15 protein-coding genes and 1 riboswitch are annotated in these 18,375 nt (G+C 46.2%); of the genes, 8 read left to right on the top strand and 7 right to left on the bottom strand.

Annotated elements, in window-relative coordinates; all coding sequences use genetic code 11:
* Positions 1-18 precede the first annotated feature (18 nt).
* Complete coding sequence (gene pstB / locus BST96_RS19825) at positions 19-813, top strand: phosphate ABC transporter ATP-binding protein PstB (RefSeq protein ID WP_240554957.1); 795 nt, start codon at positions 19-21, stop codon at positions 811-813.
* Between the two features lie 17 nt (positions 814-830).
* Positions 831-1,550 (top strand): phosphate signaling complex protein PhoU, encoded by a 720-nt coding sequence (phoU, locus tag BST96_RS19820; protein ID WP_085760353.1) that lies wholly within the window; start codon positions 831-833, stop codon positions 1,548-1,550.
* A gap of 3 nt (positions 1,551-1,553) precedes the next feature.
* On the opposite strand, the gene BST96_RS19815 is transcribed toward phoU, so the two are convergent.
* On the bottom strand, positions 1,554-3,056 hold the full coding sequence (locus BST96_RS19815) for an AbgT family transporter (protein ID WP_085760352.1): 1,503 nt from the start codon (positions 3,054-3,056) through the stop codon (positions 1,554-1,556).
* Positions 3,057-3,109: 53 nt separating this feature from the next.
* A complete protein-coding gene (locus BST96_RS19810) occupies positions 3,110-4,381 on the bottom strand; it encodes a CinA family nicotinamide mononucleotide deamidase-related protein (RefSeq protein WP_085760351.1) in 1,272 nt (423 codons plus the stop codon).
* Positions 4,382-4,487: 106 nt separating this feature from the next.
* On the opposite strand from BST96_RS19810, the gene BST96_RS19805 reads away from it, so the two are divergent.
* Positions 4,488-4,868, top strand: coding sequence for a hypothetical protein (locus tag BST96_RS19805; protein WP_085760350.1), 381 nt, complete (start codon positions 4,488-4,490; stop codon positions 4,866-4,868).
* Between the two features lie 46 nt (positions 4,869-4,914).
* A complete protein-coding gene (locus BST96_RS19800) occupies positions 4,915-5,730 on the top strand; it encodes an AsmA family protein (protein ID WP_085760349.1) in 816 nt (271 codons plus the stop codon).
* 19 nt (positions 5,731-5,749) lie between these two features.
* Here BST96_RS19800 and BST96_RS19795 read toward each other — a convergent pair whose 3' ends face one another.
* A complete protein-coding gene (locus BST96_RS19795; RefSeq protein ID WP_085760348.1) occupies positions 5,750-6,151 on the bottom strand; it encodes a type IV pilus assembly protein FimV in 402 nt (133 codons plus the stop codon).
* Positions 6,152-6,641: 490 nt separating this feature from the next.
* Between BST96_RS19795 and BST96_RS19790 the strand changes: the two genes are divergently transcribed.
* Together BST96_RS19790 and BST96_RS19785 are read left to right on the top strand one after the other, a co-directional pair.
* Complete coding sequence (locus BST96_RS19790; RefSeq protein WP_169714047.1) at positions 6,642-7,502, top strand: ABC transporter substrate binding protein; 861 nt, start codon at positions 6,642-6,644, stop codon at positions 7,500-7,502.
* A gap of 21 nt (positions 7,503-7,523) precedes the next feature.
* Positions 7,524-9,830, top strand: coding sequence for a putative bifunctional diguanylate cyclase/phosphodiesterase (locus BST96_RS19785; RefSeq protein WP_085760346.1), 2,307 nt, complete (start codon positions 7,524-7,526; stop codon positions 9,828-9,830).
* 51 nt (positions 9,831-9,881) lie between these two features.
* Here BST96_RS19785 and BST96_RS19780 read toward each other — a convergent pair whose 3' ends face one another.
* Both BST96_RS19780 and BST96_RS19775 read right to left on the bottom strand, forming a co-directional pair.
* On the bottom strand, positions 9,882-11,309 hold the full coding sequence (locus BST96_RS19780) for an aldehyde dehydrogenase family protein (protein ID WP_085760345.1): 1,428 nt from the start codon (positions 11,307-11,309) through the stop codon (positions 9,882-9,884).
* A gap of 13 nt (positions 11,310-11,322) precedes the next feature.
* Complete coding sequence (locus tag BST96_RS19775) at positions 11,323-12,960, bottom strand: acetolactate synthase large subunit (protein ID WP_085760344.1); 1,638 nt, start codon at positions 12,958-12,960, stop codon at positions 11,323-11,325.
* A gap of 923 nt (positions 12,961-13,883) precedes the next feature.
* Positions 13,884-13,998: riboswitch (cyclic di-GMP riboswitch) on the top strand.
* Positions 13,999-14,022: 24 nt separating this feature from the next.
* On the opposite strand from BST96_RS19775, the gene BST96_RS20810 reads away from it, so the two are divergent.
* Positions 14,023-14,799, top strand: a complete 777-nt coding sequence (locus tag BST96_RS20810; protein WP_085760343.1) for a hypothetical protein — start codon at positions 14,023-14,025, stop codon at positions 14,797-14,799.
* Between the two features lie 137 nt (positions 14,800-14,936).
* A complete protein-coding gene (locus BST96_RS19765; protein WP_085760342.1) occupies positions 14,937-16,577 on the top strand; it encodes a tetratricopeptide repeat-containing sulfotransferase family protein in 1,641 nt (546 codons plus the stop codon).
* On the opposite strand, the gene BST96_RS20805 is transcribed toward BST96_RS19765, so the two are convergent.
* On the bottom strand, positions 16,569-17,186 hold the full coding sequence (locus tag BST96_RS20805) for a 2OG-Fe(II) oxygenase (protein ID WP_085760341.1): 618 nt from the start codon (positions 17,184-17,186) through the stop codon (positions 16,569-16,571). The genes BST96_RS19765 and BST96_RS20805 overlap by 9 nt on opposite strands.
* Entirely contained in the window at positions 17,183-18,373 is a 1,191-nt protein-coding gene (locus BST96_RS19755; RefSeq protein WP_085760340.1) for an SET domain-containing protein, read from the bottom strand. The genes BST96_RS20805 and BST96_RS19755 overlap by 4 nt, the downstream gene beginning before the upstream one ends.
* Positions 18,374-18,375: the final 2 nt, after the last annotated feature.

Genomic DNA, 18,375 nt, shown 5'->3' with positions numbered 1-18,375 from the left:
GCAATAGACTTGGATACAATGGGCCGTTCTAACCAGACGCTGGATATCGCCAATGAAGATATCAGCCTGTCAGTAGAAAACCTGAATCTGTTTTATGAGGGTGGTAAACAGGCACTTCATGATATTAGTCTGGATATCCCCCGGCAGCGTGTCACCGCGTTTATCGGCCCTAGTGGCTGTGGTAAATCGACACTCTTACGTTGCTTTAACCGGATGAACGACTTGGTTGACGGCTGTGAAATTAACGGCAAAATCCTGTTGGACCGTGAAGATATTTACCAGCGCGGGGTGGATGCGGCTTCTCTGCGCCGTCGTATTGGTATGGTATTCCAAAAGCCCAACCCTTTCCCCAAAACCATTTATGAAAATGTGGCCTATGGTTTGCGTATTCAGGGGATTAATAAAAAGCGGGTGTTGGATGAGGCGGTAGAAAAGTCTCTGCGCCAAGCCGCATTATGGGATGAAGTTAAAGATCGCCTGCATGATAGTGCACTAGGTATGTCTGGTGGTCAGCAGCAGCGCTTGGTCATTGCCCGTACCGTGGCTATTGAGCCTGAGGTGCTATTATTAGATGAGCCGGCATCCGCACTGGACCCGATATCGACCTTAAAAATCGAAGAACTGATCAATGAGCTAAAATCGAAATATACGATTGTGATTGTTACCCACAATATGCAGCAGGCAGCGCGGGTCTCCGATTACACGGCTTTTTTATATATGGGCAAGCTGATTGAATTTGATAATACGGATACATTATTTACCAACCCAGCCCAGAAACAAACCGAAGATTATATAACCGGCCGCTACGGTTAACGACTAAGGATAAAACCATGATCGATAAAGACGTACATAGCCATCATATCTCGCAGCAGTTTAACGCCGAGCTGGATACCGTAAAAACCCATATGCTGGAAATGGGTGGGTTGGTCGAGCAGCAGGTTCGTGATGCGATTACCGCCTTAATTGAAGGTGATAGCCAGTCTGCGGAAACGGTAAAAGTAAACGATAATCATATTAACTCGATGGAAGTATCGATTGATGAAGAGTGCACCCGTATTCTTGCCCGGCGCCAGCCTGCGGCCAGCGATTTACGTTTGGTCATCGCCATCAGTAAAGCGGTTATTGACCTTGAACGGATTGGTGATGAGGCTGGCAAAATTGCCACGCAAGCAATCCAGTTATCTGAGAGCGGTGAATCACCACGGGGCTATAAAGAAATTCGTCATATCGGTAACCATGTTGGCTTTATGGTACGCGATGCGCTGGATGCTTTTGCCCGCTTTGATGTGGATATGGCACTGGCCGTTGCCAAAGAAGATAAGCTGGTGGATGAAGAATACGGCACGGCGGTAAGAAGTATTATTACTTTTATGATGGAAGACCCGCGCACGATCAGCCAGATGATGAATGTGATTTGGGCGCTGCGCTCATTGGAGCGAGTCGGTGACCATGCCCGCAATATTGCCGAGCATGTGATTTATTTGGTCAAAGGCAGGGATGTGCGCCATTTCGGTATTAAAGAAATGACAGCCGAAGTTAACGATAAATAAGGTTTACTGGGCAATATAAATCCCGGCACCTGGCCCCAGTGGCCAATCCATGACAATCCACACCAGCAGTAGTAGCGACCAGCTCAGTAAAAACGCCAGCGAGTAGGGCAGCATGGTTGCTATAATGGTGCCTATCCCGGCCTCCTTGTCATAGCGCTGCACAAAGGCAACGACCACGCCAAAGTAAGGCATTAATGGCGTAATAATATTGGTAGTGCTATCCCCGATTCTAAAAGCCATTTGCGTGGCTTCCGGACTGATGCCCAGCAATAAAAACATCGGCACAAAAATCGGTGCAAACAGAGCCCATTTGGCTGAGGCGCTGCCAATCAGCAGATTGATCATCGCCGCCATTACAATAAAGCTCACCAATAATGTGGGGGCACCCAAACTTAAGGATTTTAACAAGCCTGCGCCATTAATCGCTGCAATAGCCCCAAGCTGGCTCCAGCTAAAATAACTGACAAACTGCGCCGCAAAAAACATCAGCACTAAATAACCGGCCATAGTTACCATGCTGGCTTCCATCCCTTTTACCATATCGTCTTTATGGCTAAAGCTGCCGCTGACTTTGCCATAGATATAACCGGCGACAGCAGCATAGCTGGCGATAATAATGACAATGCCCTTAATAAACGGAGAGCGCAGGATGGTGTTATCTGCGCCGCGCAGCAGGCCGTGCTCGGGCAGTAGGCCCCAAAACAATAAGCCGATCACCACCAGGCTAAAAATCCCCACCGCGCGCAGTGCGGCTTTTTCCTGAGCTAGCAAGGTATCGCTAACGGATGAGTCATGGTTTGCTGTATAGCTGCCAAGGCGGGGTTCGACAATTTTTTCGGTAACCCAGGTGCCTACCAGGCTAATCACCACGGTTGAGATAATCAGAAAATAATAATTACCCGCCGCGTTAACCTCATAGTCTGCTTGAATCAAGGCGGCGGCTTCGGTGGATATCCCGGCCAGAATGGCATCCACCGGGCCGATCAGAATATTGGCACTAAAGCCCCCGGAAACGCCGGCAAAAGCCGCCGCAATACCGGCTAAAGGGTGGCGGCCAGCGGAGACAAAGACCAGGGCGGCGAGGGGGATTAACACCACATAGCCAGTATCCATGGCCAAGCTGGACAGCACACTGGTTAATACCACAAAGAAACTGAGTAATTGCTTGGGGGCTTTTAAGACGGTGGCCTTTAATACGGCCGCAATTAAGCCCGAGTGTTCAGCAACACCGATACCCATAATAGCCACTAACACGCTGCCGACAGGGGCAAAGTGGGTAAAGTTGGTGACGGTCTTGGTCAGAATAAGGTGCAAGCCTTCTTTGCTTAGCAAATTGACGCTGTTGATGGTGTCGCCGCTAATCGGGTGCACCGCCGATAAACCCAGCCAGCTGCTGAGTGCTGAGAGCAACAGAATAAACAGGCACAGGGTCATAAAGAGAATAGTGGGGTTGGGTAGTTTATTACCTGCCAGTTCGATCCGTTGCAGCAAAGTATTAAGACTCATGAGCTTCTCTTTAGTGTTGGTTATTGATGGCTGTTGTTGGCTGTTGTTGTTACTTATTGTGAGTAGCGGCTTAAGTAGCGAGGCTCTGCTTCGATACCCAATAATTCACGGCGGGTTAAATCTAAAGTAATCGCCGTGACCATTTGTTGAAAGCCTTTGCGTGAAGCCTTTAATACCAATTTGCGGGTATGTAATTGAGCTTTGCTGCCCCATGCCATCCATACCGTGCCTACCGGCTTGTCATCACTGCCGCCATCGGGGCCAGCTACGCCGGAGACCGCAATACCGTAACCGGCACCGCTGCGTTCCATAGCGCCGTGGGCCATGGCAATAACCACCGGTTCACTAACCGCACCATGTTGCTCCAGAGTAGCGCTATCCACCCCTAGCATATCTTGCTTCATATCATTGGAGTAGGTGACATAGCCTGCTTCAAATACGGCTGAGGCACCGGCAATTTCGGTAATCGCAGAAGCGATAAGGCCGCCGGTGCATGACTCGGCGGTGCTTAGTTGAGCATGCTGTTGCTGTAATAACTGCACCACCGCTTCCGCCAGATTGGTACTTTCGGGGCCGACAATACAGTGTCCCATTAATGCACTTAAGCGCTGATAGCATTGCTGTTGCAGATTGGCGTGTTCTGCTTTGCGGATAGTCAGTTTGATTTCCAGTAGCGGCATACCTGCCCGAAAACCCAGTTCGACTTCTTCCGGCCAGTCCGTCAGTTTATCCCCGACCATTTGCTGCAAGGTGGACTCGCCAATCCCAAAGGTTTGGAAGCGCAGGGTGGAAAGCTGTTCATTGTTGGGGAAGCGCTGGCAGATAAGCTCAACAATGGTTTGTTCCATCATTGGCCTCAGCTCATTGGGGACGCCGGGGGTGCATATAATCAGGCAGTCATTATGGTTAATAGAAAAGCCAACGGCACTGCCAACGGGGTTGGGGATAATCTCTACACCGGTGGGCAGCATCGCCTGTTTAAGATTGGCGGCATTTACTATCAGTTTGCGGCGCTCACACCAGTCGATAATATGCTGTTTGGCAATGGCATTTTCTTCAATCGCTTGCCCGGTCAGTTCGCTTAATATCTCTGCGGTTAAGTCATCTATAGTCGGTCCTAAACCACCGTTCACAATTAATATATCAGCGGCTTTGGATTGTTGCTGCATTTCTGCCAGCAGATCGGCCTTGTCGTCACCCACGGTGACTTTTCTGGCAATGCTATAGGCTTTGGCTGACAGTTGCTGCGCAATCATCGCGGAGTTGGAATCTACCGTATGGCCAGACATTAATTCATTGCCGGTCAGTAATAATTGTATTTTCATAGAGTTTGCTGTTTAGTTGTTGTCTGCTCTGGTTAGCGTTGTTAATCTAACGCCTTGTTGGGCATCATTGATGATCGCCGATAATACACCATAAACAGGATAGCTTATGACTGATTTTCCAGAGTTGGATTTCCATGATTTCCACCTTCAGGAATTACCTCGTCGATTGGCCGCTGGTCATGGTCTGTTAGCGGCTATTGCTGCCCGCGAGCTTCCCGCCCTGTGTTTTCGTTTAACAGATACTGATAATGCGTATACCTTCCAGCCGATGCCAGAGACTATTGCCATTATAGCTGGGACTGAAGCAGAGCAGGTGGTTGAGCTTGATCACTTGCAGTGGCAGGGCCTGATTTATAATCTTAAATCTACATCCGGCTGTTTATCGATTGACGATAGTTGCCATAGTGAAGACGTTTCAGCCATGTTAAAACGTTGGGAGTTGGTACTGGCGGCTATGTTCTATGGCAATCATAAAACGGCTATCTGAGTGACCGAATAGTCGGATTGATATATTTTTTAATAGGGGTAAAAGGATGAAACTACTTAAAGTATTGGCTGTGATGGTGTTGATTATTGCGGCGGGCATATTTTATGTCGCCAATAATATCAACGGTATTGTTCAGGAGGCTGTGGTTAAGGTCGGTTCAAAAGCCTTAAAAACGTCAGTAACGCTTGCGGCGGTTGATATACAACTGCTCAGTAGCCGAGCTGAGCTAACCGGTTTGGTGATTGCCAACCCACAAGGCTTTAAAGCGCCGAATTTGTTTGAGATGGATACTATCGTAGTTGATCTCGATATTATGTCGATGCTGGATAATGTGGTTAACGTTCAGGAAATAACCATTGATGGTGCCCGCGTTACCGCCGAACAAAAAGGTACAAGCACCAATGTACAGGCACTGCTTAAAGGGCTCGATAGTGGTAGTTCGGCCGCTGCACCAGCACCCGCACCGGCGCCCGAGGCTGGTGATTCAGCTGCCGACGATATCTTAATCAAAGTCGGTCAGTTCAACTTTATCAATAGCGCCACGCAATTGGTTACCGAGCAGTGGGGCGAGACGGCGGTTAAGCTGCCCGCCATTCGTGTTGCCAATATTGGTGGTGAAGCGGGAGTGCCACCTGAGGCTTTGGCTGGCGCGATTGTCAGGCCCTTGCTGAAACAGTTAAATCAGGCCTTAAAAGACCGTTTGCAGGATTTACTGGAAGATGAAGCCAAGGCTCAGGCTAAAGCCAAGCTTAAAGAGAAAGAAGATGAGCTGAAAAATAAATTAGACAAAAAGCTGGAGCAAGAATTGGGCGATGATAAGGATGATACCGTGGACGCGATTAAATCCTTATTTTCTAAATAGCCCTGATAATGCCGTGCTGCTATGAGGGATCAAGCAGCACGGTAAACTCTCTGACCATTTCACCTTCGGCCCAGACAACCTGGACCACAAAGTTTAAAAAGGGTTCTTTAATCGGGGCTTTGCCAGTTATTTTTACCTGGCCATCTTCTCCTAAACTAAAGCGTAAATCCTGATATAGCATGGCAGTATCTACCCCCATTTGCTGGTAGATTTCTATCGGAGCCTGCCGAATAATCAGTTCTTGCTCCGATAGGTCTTGCTGGTGTTTGATGTTAAAGCTGGCGGCAAAGGGGTCGCCGAGGGATGATTCTACCGTCAAGTCGCCTACTTCAAGGCTGTTGGCACTACTGGCAAAGCATAAGCCCAGTATCAGTGTGAAGGTGGGTCGGGCAATAATCCGGTTCAGTAAAAAAAGCAGCACAATAAGGCTCTCTCGGGGTGGTGGCTGTGGGTTCCAGTATAGCCAAGCTGGCTTCTGAAAGGGCAAACGATGGCCGGGAAGCGCGACTCCGTCACAGCGCTAAGGCTGATTTTTTCTTGCCGGTGGTTTGTTGGCGATAAAAAGTGACAGAAATCAGATGCTGCATTTCTGTCATATAAATGGCGATATTGGGCGTTTTTCACGGTCTTAAGTCTGCGCAACTCTGATTTATCCTTTGTTTATAAATAAAACTTCTATCGAGTGTCTATTATTACCGTGATTTACGTCACAGTGGCGATGGTTTTCTGGCTATAATTTCTCTGTCAAAAGTCAAAAAAACGTTATTAGCGGAGAGTTAGTTACAGTGCGGTCTTTGTTTTTTACAGCGAGAACTCTAGTCCTGCCTCGGCAGGGGTTGCTGGTACTCGTGTTGATGCTTTTACAGGCATGTGCCACCACTGAGCCTGTGGCAAAGCTTGTTGCGGAACCTGTGACAGTGCCAGCCAGAGAGACTGTTAGCCAGCCAGCTCCAGTACTTAAGCCCCAGCCCGCCCCAAAAGTGGTAGAACCTGTAGCCATTTTGCTCAATGAAAATAACCCAAACTCACAGCAGATTGCGGATCTGTTAACCGCTAAGTTAACTACGCCGACGCAGCTTTACTATCTGTCCGCATTGCCTCAGCAACAGGTAGAAGTCGTTGCACAGTTACAGCAACAGGCCTATTCCCAAGTGGTAGCGATTGGCTCGAATGCGGCGCTAAGAGCAAAGAGTCTGGATGATAGCCGGGTGGTTTTTTCACAGGTTTTTAATTATCAGGATGAAGGGTTAATTGAAGCGGGCTTTAGCGGCGTTAGCATGGTGCCCTCAGCGGAAAAACTGTTTAGCGAGTGGAAGCAACTGACTCCAGGTTTAAAGCATATTGCCATTATTACTGGTCCCAATAACCAGCAGCAAATCGCCCGTATTCAGCAGGCTGCCAAGCACCATGGTGTAGTGGTACTGCATCGGGAGGTTAATAACGACAAAGAAATGTTGTATGAAGCCAAGCAGTTGGCCCCCTTAATTCAAGGGTTTTGGCTGCTGCCGGATAACCGCGTATTAAGTCGCCGCAGTATCAAAGAATTTATGGCGCAAAGTATGAAACAGGGCAAACAAGTTGCGCTGTTTAACCGACAGCTGTTTAAGTACGGTGGTTTGTTATATGTCGGTGGTGATGTCGACGAAATTGCTGAGCAGTTAAAGGTGCAGCTAGCCACCACTGAGCAAAGTGTGTTTGGGCTTAAGACGGCAAAGATTGAGATTAACCAGCGCGCTGCTGAGCAGTTGCTGTTAGTACGTGGAGAGCAATAATGTTATTTGGAATGGATCACCATGGATAATAAAGAGCCTAATAAAGAGCCTGTGTCAGCAGTTCTGGCCCGCTGGATAAAAGATATGCCCGAACATTTATCAACGGTTCGTGCTTATGGGCAGGGTTGTATTGCTGTTGTTGTCAGCTATTTACGCCAGTCAGAATTATTAAGTCGGCGCCAGACTAAGAAGAAAAGCGGCAGTTTAGTGCGCCGCTTTCAGGCGCTATTAATTTCCTGGGGGGTGGTGGTTTATATGATAGCCGTCACCGGCTTCTGGTTTGTTTCCAGTACCGCTATTCAAAATACCTTTGAAGAGCAGGCCAGTGACTGGATGAAGAAACTTGATGAGCTCAGTACGCCTTTATATATTTCTCAGGACAGTAAAGAGTTTGTCACTATAGAGCGCTATGTCAGCAATTTTTCAGAAATTGCTTATATCAAATTTTATAACGCAGACGGTGTTAGTGTATTGGCAGAATATACCTCCGATGTAGCCAAGGCTGACGAGGTACCTGAGTTTAATGTCGATGCCTTTAAAAACTATTCCGATACCGATTTAAAAGATGGTCTGGCGATTACCAGTGATATCAGTACCAGCCAATCCTTTATGCGTTTAATCGCGCCAGTTTCTATTGTTGCCATGCAGGCTGACAATATGCTCGACTTTGATATGGATAACCCGCTTGATGAAAGCGTCAATGTGATTGGCTATATTGATATGGGGTTGGATTTTAGTGCCTATCAAAGTCATATGGTAGACAGTATTGTTAAAGGCAGCTTTTTTATTGCTCTGTTATTTTTATTTGCCGCTATTGTTGGGCGTCACCTGACCAAAAATGCCTTAAAACCTCTGCTGGATTTACGCGAACCTCTGGACCGGTTAGCGAAAGGTGATACCAATGTCTGGGTAGGCAAGGGCGGTGATGAAGAGATAGCTGCTATCAGCAATGCTTTAAACTCGACGATTCGGGCCATTAAAGGCCGCGATGAAGAGTTGCGTCGCCTGGCGGATTATGATGCCTTAACCGGTCTGATTAATAAGCGCAGTTTTAATATATTGATGGAGCAGGAGCGTAAGAAAACGCTATTAGATAAGGGCTCCAGCGCTTTGTTTTTTATTGACCTCGATCAGTTTAAATATGTTAACGATACCTTGGGTCATGCTTCTGGTGACCGTCTGTTAATACAAATTGCTGAATTATTAAAAAATAGAATGCGTGAAGACGATGTCGTCTGCCGACTGGGCGGTGATGAATTTGCGGTACTGGCCAGAAATGTGGATAAAAAGGGTGCCGTTGAAGTGGCTAACTCGATTGTTAAATCGATGTATGATTTTCTATTTATTGAACAGGGCAAGACCTTCAATATTTATTGCTCCGTCGGTGTGGCATTAATGGATGATGACAAACTCAGTGCCGAAGATGTGTTTTCCAATGCTGATATGGCCTGTTATACCGCCAAGTCACAGGGTCGCAACCGCTTTCATTTTTATGAGCCCAAAGCGGTGGATAAAAATAAAATGGATATCGGTTGGTCGCATCGTATTGCCGAGGCTTTAGCCCACGATAAATTTGTGCTGCATTACCAGCCGATTGTGAGTGTCGATAATCTTGAAGTGCCGAATTATGAAGTGCTATTAAGAATGATTGGTGATAACGGTGAGATTGTGCCGCCGATGATGTTTATCCCCATTGCTGAGCGCTTTGGTTTGGCTACTGAAATTGACTACTGGGTGATTAAAAACAGTATGAAAACATTGCAGGCCATGAATCAAACGGGGGAAAAAGTTCGTTTTTATGTCAATCTCTCCGGGCAGCTAATGATTGATCCTGATTTTGTAAGCCGCGTATTGGGCTTTCTGAATGAGTATGATGTAGAAGCGTCGCAAATTGTGTTTGAATTAACTGAGCGCGCTGCGGTGGGTAATATTCATAATGCCAGTAAAAAAATGGATAAGCTACGCTCCCATGGCTTTGAATTTGCCGTGGATGATTTTGGCTCTGGTTTTAGTTCATTTTCTTATCTGAAAAATATGCCGGTGGATTATGTGAAAATCGAAGGCGAGTTTGTTGAGCGGATTATTGATGATGAGGTCGATAGAGCGATGGTGAAATCCATGGTCGATATCGCCAAAGCCTGTGGTAAGCAGGTTGTTGCTGAATATGTCTGTGATCAGAAAACCTATGATTTATTAAAAACCTATGGCATCGATTATGCGCAGGGTTTCTTTATTGCTGAACCCTCAGCAGAGCCCTTTGCGACAGCGCCCCCGTCTGCTTCGCCAACCGGAAGCCAGGCTACGGTGACCCATTTAAAGGCTCATTAAGTCTTACGGTTATCAATCCGGGTGAGTAGCATTACTCACCCGGATTTAAGCTTAAGGTGTTCGAATCACCATCATTCTCAGCTCGGTCATATCTTCAATCGCAAAACGCACACCTTCACGGCCGACACCGCTATCTTTAACACCACCATAGGGCATATTGTCGACCCGCCAGGACGGTACATCGCCAATTACAACCCCGCCAACATCCAGCGTATTCCACGCTTTTTGGGCTTTGTATATATCCCGGGTAAAGATGCCAGCTTGTAAACCAAAGTCACTGTTATTCACTGCATCAAGTGCCTGATCAAAGTCACTAAAGGATGACAGTACTGCCACCGGGCCAAAGGCTTCTTTGGTGTTGATATCACAGTCTGAGGGAACATTTTCCAATACTGTGGCGTCGAGCATGGCACCATCGCGATGGCCGCCGCATAGAATAGTCGAGCCAGCGGCTTGGGCTTGCTGTATCCAGTCATCGAGACGACGGGCTTCACTTTCAGAAATCATCGGCCCAACAAAGGTCTTTTCATCTTTGGGATCGCCCATCACTAACGCTTTGGTTGCGGTAATAAAGCGCTGCTTAAACGCTTCATACAGTGAGTCGTGCACCATAATCCGCTGCACACCAATACAGCTTTGTCCTGACTGGTAAAAAGCACCAAAGATAATGCGTTCAACGGCATCGTCCAGATCGGTATCATGATCGACAATACAGGCGGCATTGCCACCGAGTTCTAATACCACCGGTTTTTTACCCGCTCTGGCTTTTAAATCCCAGCCCACATCCGGGGAACCAGTAAAACTTAATAATTTAAAACGATCATCTACGGTAAATAAATCAGCACCATCACGGTGGCAGGGCAAAATAGAAAAAGCACCGGGCGGTAAATTCGTTTCCGCCAGCACTTCACCAATCACCAGTGCACCAATGGGCGTTCGGCTGGCCGGTTTTAAAACAAAGGGGCAGCCGGCAGCAATCGCTGGAGCAATTTTATGTGCCGCCAAATTTAGCGGGAAGTTAAAGGGCGAAATAAATGAGCAGGGGCCAATCGGTACACGTTTATACATACCGCTATAGCCTTTTGCTCTGGGTGCTATTTCCAACTCCATCACTTCGCCGCCAATCCTTACCGCTTCTTCAGCGGCAATACGAAAGGTATCAATCAGCCGAGATACTTCGCCGCGGGCATCTTTAATCGGCTTGCCGGCTTCTATACATAGTGCCATGGCTAGTTCTTCAAAGCGTTCTTCGAACCTGCGCACACAGTGGTTAAGCACGGCTTGCCGTTCATAGGCGGGCATTTGTGCCATGGGCTCTGACGCGGCAGTGGCCGCATCAATGGCACGATTGATAGCAGCGGTATCGGCCATCGCCACGCGAGTGGCGACTTCACCGGTATATTTATCCGTGACATCAAGGTCGGTATTTGGCTGCTCGGCTTTATTGGCCAGATAATAAGGATATTGTGCTTGTAACATGGTCAATACCTCCTTATATTTTTTGGCTCAGTTCGCGGATTTCCTGATTCAGGATACGGTCGTTATCGGAATAATCCACCGGCACATCAATCAGGTGTACACCGTGCTCTTCCTGACAGCGTTTTAATAGCGGCAGTAAATCTTCCGTTGCTTCAACGCGGTGGCCTTTGGCCCCATAACTCTGCGCATATTTAACAAAGTCCGGGTTGCCGTAGTCCAGGCCGTAATTGGCAAAATCCATATTGGCCTGTTTCCATTTGATCATGCCATAGGCGTCGTCTCGTAAAATCACTACGGTTAAATGCATATTTAACCGTACTGCGGTTTCCAGTTCCTGGGAGTTCATCATAAAGCCGCCATCACCACAGATGGCGGTTACCGCTTTATTGGGGTAAACCAGGTGGGCGGCCATAGCGGAGGGCAAGCCAGCGCCCATGGTTGCCAGAGCATTGTCGAGTAACACGGTATTGGGTTTTTTGGCACGGTAGTTTCGGGCAAACCAGATTTTATAAACGCCGTTGTCCAGGGCGATAATGCCATCGTCAGGCATGGCCGCGCGAATATCGGCCACCAGTCGCTGTGGGTAGACGGGCCAGCGGCCATCATCGGCACCTTCAAGAATATGGGCGTCCATATGGGATCTAACGGTCATAAAATAACTGAAATCCCAATGGCCTTGAGGGCTAATACGCTCTTTGATCTGCCAGATACTATTGGCAATATCACCTAACACTTCTACTTGAGGGAAGTAGACCGGGTCCACCTTGGCCGAGTTAAAGTTGATATGAATGACTTTGCTGCCTTCGCGCATAAAGAAAGGAGGCTTTTCTACGACATCATGTCCCACATTAATAATCAGGTCGGCGGAGTCAATAGCACGATGGACAAAGTCACCGTCAGACAGGGTGGTATTACCAATAAATAGTTCGCTGCTTTCATCAATAACCCCTTTGCCCATTTGGGTGGTAATAAATGGAATGCCGGTTTTAGCAGAAAACTCGCTTAGCATTTTGCTGGGGAGCTTGCGGTTGGCGCCAGCGCCAACCAGGATAATGGGGCTTTTGGCTTGCTCGATCATCTCGACGGCATGGCGAATGCCTTTTTCTTCCGCGATAGGGCGGCGGTGGTCACTGATTTCTAACAGTGGGGCATCGGTATCTTCATCGGCAATATCTTCAGGCAGCTCCAGGTGAGCCGCTCCGGGGCGCTCTTCCTGTGCCAGACGAAAGGCTTCGCGTATTTTTGAGGGGATGTTGTCACCGCTAACAATCTGGTGGGTGAATTTGGTCAATGGGTTCATCATATCCACCACATCGACGATCTGGAACTGGCCCTGCTTGCTGGATTTGACCGGCTTTTGGCCGGTTACCATTAACATGGGCATGGCACCTAACTGGGCATAAGCCGCAGCAGTCACAAAATTGGTAGCACCTGGCCCCAGCGTTGCCATACAGACACCGGCTTTACCGGTTAAGCGGCCGTAGGTGGCAGCCATAAAACCAGCAGCTTGTTCATGTCGGGTTAAAATCAGCTTGATGGTTGAGTGCCTTAAGGACTCCAGCATATCCAGGTTTTCTTCACCTGGGATACCAAAAATATACTCAACGCCTTCGGCTTCCAGAGCCTTAACAAAAAGGTCAGATGCTTTCATTACTATCTCCGTTAGATTTTAAGGGGGGTGGGGCTGTTAAAGGTATAGCTCAATTATTGGTCGATTCCCAATATAGAGGCTATATAAAAATGAGGAATAATCAGAATTCAGCATAGAGAAAAAATGGAAAGCTATGGCTTAGGGCGTTAATTTTTTCGACTATTGACAAAATCTTTTAAAATCAATGCCTTATTAATCTTTTTGGTTTTTATTTAGGACCAGTCTGAATGGTGGCGCTCACTTTTGGTGCGTAAAAATAATTGAATTGTATGTAAGTGTCGAATTAATTTACGCTGGGGGTTGTTTTTAAAAAGTGGCTTAAAAATAAAGCAAGCCACCAGGCCGAGCTATCAAAAAAAGCGTGCATAGGAATCAAGTTGGTCGTTGTTTCCGCTAATTTTCAGCCTATTGTTTGCTAAGTAGAGTTTTTTTCCCTGATTTTTAATGTGTGAGATGATTTTTTTGTTTTAAATCAGTGGCTTAGAATTATTCGCTTTGGCCTGTTTGGCGTGCATTCATTAATCATGCAGCAGAGCCAGAATTTATTTCATTAACTCCATAGAATAGCTATATATATCAGTAGCTTAATGGGTTATTTGGGTTTTTAACGACCTAAGTCAGTGTTTTTGATCGAGGCTTTAGTTGTCAATATTTCGAGACGCCTGTCTTATTAATGCGGTAGTTGTATACAGGTAATATGTCCTATTGATAGGTCATTATAGGTATCTGCGACGACTTTTTTGACAACTATGCTCCTAATCATTGGAGAGTTTACGGGTTTAGGTCCTCTGCTTATCGTATGTTATTGAAATATAAAGTGAAAATAAAAAGTGGCACCATAATTGACTATAAAACTGTGTCTATGTAATGACAGAGCGATGCGGTCTATCGCTTTTAATAATAAAACTTAAACAATAAAACAAGACGGAAAAAGCCAAACCAGTTGTGAGGCTGGGACGGAAAGCCTAAGGGTCTTTAAGTCAGTATTAAGGGATGTAGATATACAAGGAAGCACTAAAAGATAGCCGGGTCACCCTTCGAGTAAACCTCGAGGATAATATAATGAAAAAATTAGCTATTGCTCTTGCTGTTAGTGCAGCTTCTGTTGCAGCTCAAGCTGCTGTTCAGACTACTACTTTTACCGGTACTCTTGACACTCGTTTAGATGCTTCAGCTTATGTATCTAGTACTTACCTGGTATCTACTGGTAGTGCTAGTGTTGATTACAGCTTTGCTGTTTCTGCTGACAACGGTGCTTTCGCAGGTGCTGTATTAACTCTGCACGGTGCTACTTCTACTTTTGGTGCTGCTGGTATCCCTAAAGGTGTTCAGCAGGAAGTAACTTTTGAGTCAGCCCAGTATACTTTTACTACTGGTAACGCTTCTGGTACTTCAACAGTAATTCCTTATACTTCAGCGTTGGCCAACCCTGCTTTCTCTTATAACACTGTAGAAGCGACTGTTTCTTCTGGTATTGGCGGTCCTGCTGTCAATGATGCACTAGTTGCTGGTGCTCCTAGCGTTTCTCTAACTGCTGGTTCAGTATCTTGTGCTACTAAAGCTGGTGCAGACTGTAGTGGTGATTGGACTCTAGGCAACATTGATGGTTTGGATTTCTTGTACCAAGTTGAATTTACCGTTTTTGAAGATGCATTCTTCAGCGATTTATCGCTTACCTTTGTTTCTCCATCAGGTAATACTGGTATGGGCTTAACCGGAAGCGGTAATGCAATTGACCCAATTCCTGCTCCATCACCTGTTCCAGTACCTGCAGCAGCATGGTTATTTGGTTCAGCTCTTGTTGGTCTAGCTGGTATCGGCCGTAAGCGTCGCGCTTAATAAGTCGACTGCTTGAAAAAACGCGGGCTTTGCCCGCGTTTTTTTTTGCAAAAAAAGTAATAGATCGTTTAGACTAAAATCAGCTTAAGTTGTTTTTAAGGGTGGACCTCCGTTTAAATTATAAATTCGATAGTGGTATGGTGAAGAAAAGTAAGAAAAAGAAAAGCAACTCTCCAGTAGGCAAAAGGCCCTCTACAAGGAAAAAAACCTCCGCAAAATTGTTGGCAAAAATTGCCGCTGATATGGCTGTGTTGCAGCATGCCTTAGCGGCGGGTGATATGGCAACAGTGGAAAAAAATAGCCAGCTTATCATTGAAAAATATCCTGCAACGCCGCAAGCCAGATTTGAATTGGCTATGTTTTGGTATAACCAGTTAGGGAACTATAAGCTTGCCATACAGCTACTTGAAGATGCTCTGAAGCTCGACCCTGATCATGTCCCCTGTTTGATGCATCTTGGTGTTATTTATATAAGAGTGGTAAGGGACGGGGCGCCAGAGTGCTTTGAGCGGGTTCTTGAGCTGGAGCCGCGTAATACGGATGCGATGGTAAAGTTGGCTAAAACCTATATGGTCAAGTCTGACTTTGCCAATGCTGAATCCCTTTTGTTAACTGCGGCGAAAGCCGATCCATCTAATTGTGAAATCTATTTGTTTTTGGGTGATATTTACAAAGCAGATAACCGGATTGAAGATGCCCAGGCTACTTACCGAAAGGTTTTAACGCTGGAGCCCCGTAGCGGTATTGCCCATAGAATTCTTTCTACAATATCGCCTCATGAAGCCGTCGATGATGATATTCTTGCTATGGAGGCACTTTACCAAAACTCATTTGCCTCAATGGAAGACCGGCGTATGGCTGCCTTGGGTTTGGGTAAGGCTTACGATGATTTGCATGATTTTGATAAGTCTTTCCATTTTTATAGTGAAGGTAATCGATTGCTTAGGGCGAGCTTGAATACCGGGCCGCCAGACTACCGTGCTAATGTCGAAAGTATTTGTCGTATTTTCAGTTCAACTTATGTTGATAAGCTTAAACAGCATGCTAGTGATACTGAGGGCCCTGTTTTTATTCTCGGGATGCCTCGTTCTGGAACCTCTCTGGTAGAGCAGATTGTTGCCAGTCATTCTCTTGTTCACGGTGCCGGAGAGTTTTTTGCGCTGGGTGTTTTACTGGAAAGTGCAGGCCCTTTATCTTATCCGGAAATCGTTGACTCGCTGAGCTGTGAGGATAATGCCGCTTTATTGCAAAATTATTGGCAAAAACTAAAGGCCTTGGCTCCATCTGGAGAGCCTTTTGTCACCGATAAAACACCGCATTATTTTCAATATATTGGTTTGATCGCTGCCTTACTGCCGAATGCAAAAATCATTCATTGTACGCGCGACCCAAGAGCTACCTGTGTATCCATTTTTATGCAGGGCTTTCCAGAAGGACATTACTATGCTTCTGATTTAAAGGAGCTGGGTGAATATTACCGCTGTTACCAGGATATTATGCGGCATTGGCATGAGCTGTTTCCGGGGCAGATTTTAGATGTTAATTATGAAGAGTTGGTTGCTGATAAGGATGTCTATGTCAGGAAAATTCTGGACCATTGTAATTTAGACGTTGAAGAGGAATGTTTGTCGTTCCATAAGTCCAAGCGTAGTGTGCAGACGCCGAGTTTTTTGCAGGTTCGCCAGCCGGTATACACTAAAGCCTTAAAAGGCTGGCAGCGATATGAGCAACACTTGCAGCCCTTGTTTGAGGGGTTGGGAGAGAGTCTCTCAACGTAATGGCTGTCCGCCGACCCAGGCGACCAGACTGTAGCGGCGCCCTTTGGTGACTGGGGTGACAGTATGCAGTACAAAGCTTGGGAAAATAATTCCTTGGCCTTTCTTCTGGTATGTGGTGACCTCCTCGCCATGTGGGTTAAACTTTAATTCACCGCCTTCATACTCACTGCTTTGATTAAGTGGTACCGATATGGACAGTTTTCTCAACATTCGGCTGAAGTCCATATCCGTATGCCAGCGGAAAAACCCTTCCTCTTTTTCGTCGTAATAAGATATTTGAATGTCATCAATAAACATCGTTATATCAAAGCGATATTCTTTGTTGGCCTTCTGTGCCATTCGCCATAACTTTTTATAAACCTGGGGGAAGTCTTCTTTGGGTAGCCATATGATTTTAGAGCGGCGTATTTTGTCGGCATTGTTGCCAGGGTCATGCTCTAACTCTCCTTGAACTGCTTTCTGGTCGGCAAATTCTATTAGTGCTTCAATTTCCTCTTCGGTGAGTTCAGACTCTTCTCGTTGCAAGGGGTCAACGTTGCGAGTTCTGTCGTTAACAAATTTCTCATCGGCTAGCAGGCGTTTCCGATTGCTCTTTTTTTTCTTTTTCATGATTTTAGATACTTTGATAGCTGTTGATGTTCAAACTGGAAGAGCTGCTGTAATGTGGATAGTGCACTTTCAGTAAGGTCACTATTGTCTCGGTTTTCCAGATATTTGTAGGCATTTTGGCTGTATTTAATATTCTCTCTTATAAGGGTCTTTTGCGCTTTTTGAGCAAGGCGTTCGAGTTTCTTTCCTTTAAGTTTTTTTCCGGACATCATTTGAATAGCATGTTTGATAGCAGGGTTCAGGTGCTTGGTCTCATCGTCCTTGATGGGGATGGCCAGATGGCTCAGGGTGAGGTTACCGCTTTGGTCGATTTGAACATAGGGCTGATAGTTGTCGATTTTGCTGAAAGCTTCAAATGTGGGCAGCTTATTCTGTTCTTCCGGTTTGGGCAGTTTGTTATTGATATGCAAGCAGCCCACTGACTCTATGACTATTGAGAGCGGGATGGATTGGATATAGTTAGCGCTGGTATCAACAAAGCCATAACCAAGAAAGCGTGCCATTGGATCGAGTGGATAGTAATCAACAAAGCATTCTCGAGATGAGTCACTGTCTTTCCAGTGGCAAACAATAATACCCATAAAATTGCCGCTATCTGCTCTGGCTGTAGTAAAAGGTAGGGCGTTGGCATTATGATTAATAAAGTCAATCATCGGCAGCAGGACTCTTTTTCTTTCTCCGTTCTGTCGTACGCTGCTCAGGTATCTTGTATGAAAAAAGCTGTCGAGCAAGTGCTGCTCAGCCGTTTTACCCGGTGGAGATAATTGCGTTTTTGCGCTTGGGTCTTTTTTGCCCAGGAGTTCGATAATTTCTTCGGGTAGTGGTTGCAATAAACCTGGGAAGTTCTCTCGATGCTCGTCGAGCTTCTTAGTCAGGTTAAACAATGTTATTAATAAATTGAAGGCCTGTTGTTGGCTTTGTGGAATACTCTGATTTTTGGGGGATATAGCTATCTCATTATTCTTAAGCGTGATATCGAAGTCATCATAGCAGGGTAGGCAGGCATCAGGGATGTAGAGTAGATGGTCCTGGTTGCTGGCATTTAATGGGCTTTCAATGCTGAGGCTATTGTTGTTAACAACAAAGTTAATGTCAGGGTGGATATGCCCACCATTTTCAATGACCAGTTCCTGCAATTCTTGCAGTGTTTTAGATGCTTCAGGGTTGTCTGAGGTTATGTGGGCCATTG

The sequence above is a fragment of the Oceanicoccus sagamiensis genome, from assembly GCF_002117105.1.
Classification (GTDB): domain Bacteria; phylum Pseudomonadota; class Gammaproteobacteria; order Pseudomonadales; family Dasaniaceae; genus Oceanicoccus; species Oceanicoccus sagamiensis.
This window is presented reverse-complemented; position numbering and strand designations above follow the sequence as displayed.

Excerpts from the sequence above, each read along its gene's own strand:
- pstB (WP_240554957.1), top strand. The coding sequence starts at position 19 with ATGGGCCGTTCTAACCAGACGCTGGATATCGCCAATGAAGATATCAGC.
- phoU (WP_085760353.1), top strand. The coding sequence starts at position 831 with ATGATCGATAAAGACGTACATAGCCATCATATCTCGCAGCAGTTTAAC.
- BST96_RS19815 (WP_085760352.1), bottom strand. The coding sequence starts at position 3,056 with ATGAGTCTTAATACTTTGCTGCAACGGATCGAACTGGCAGGTAATAAA.
- BST96_RS19810 (WP_085760351.1), bottom strand. The coding sequence starts at position 4,381 with ATGAAAATACAATTATTACTGACCGGCAATGAATTAATGTCTGGCCAT.
- BST96_RS19805 (WP_085760350.1), top strand. The coding sequence starts at position 4,488 with ATGACTGATTTTCCAGAGTTGGATTTCCATGATTTCCACCTTCAGGAA.
- BST96_RS19800 (WP_085760349.1), top strand. The coding sequence starts at position 4,915 with ATGAAACTACTTAAAGTATTGGCTGTGATGGTGTTGATTATTGCGGCG.
- BST96_RS19785 (WP_085760346.1), top strand. The coding sequence starts at position 7,524 with ATGGATAATAAAGAGCCTAATAAAGAGCCTGTGTCAGCAGTTCTGGCC.
- BST96_RS19780 (WP_085760345.1), bottom strand. The coding sequence starts at position 11,309 with ATGTTACAAGCACAATATCCTTATTATCTGGCCAATAAAGCCGAGCAG.
- BST96_RS19775 (WP_085760344.1), bottom strand. The coding sequence starts at position 12,960 with ATGAAAGCATCTGACCTTTTTGTTAAGGCTCTGGAAGCCGAAGGCGTT.
- BST96_RS20810 (WP_085760343.1), top strand. The coding sequence starts at position 14,023 with ATGAAAAAATTAGCTATTGCTCTTGCTGTTAGTGCAGCTTCTGTTGCA.
- BST96_RS19765 (WP_085760342.1), top strand. The coding sequence starts at position 14,937 with ATGGTGAAGAAAAGTAAGAAAAAGAAAAGCAACTCTCCAGTAGGCAAA.
- BST96_RS20805 (WP_085760341.1), bottom strand. The coding sequence starts at position 17,186 with ATGAAAAAGAAAAAAAAGAGCAATCGGAAACGCCTGCTAGCCGATGAG.
- BST96_RS19755 (WP_085760340.1), bottom strand. The coding sequence starts at position 18,373 with ATGGCCCACATAACCTCAGACAACCCTGAAGCATCTAAAACACTGCAA.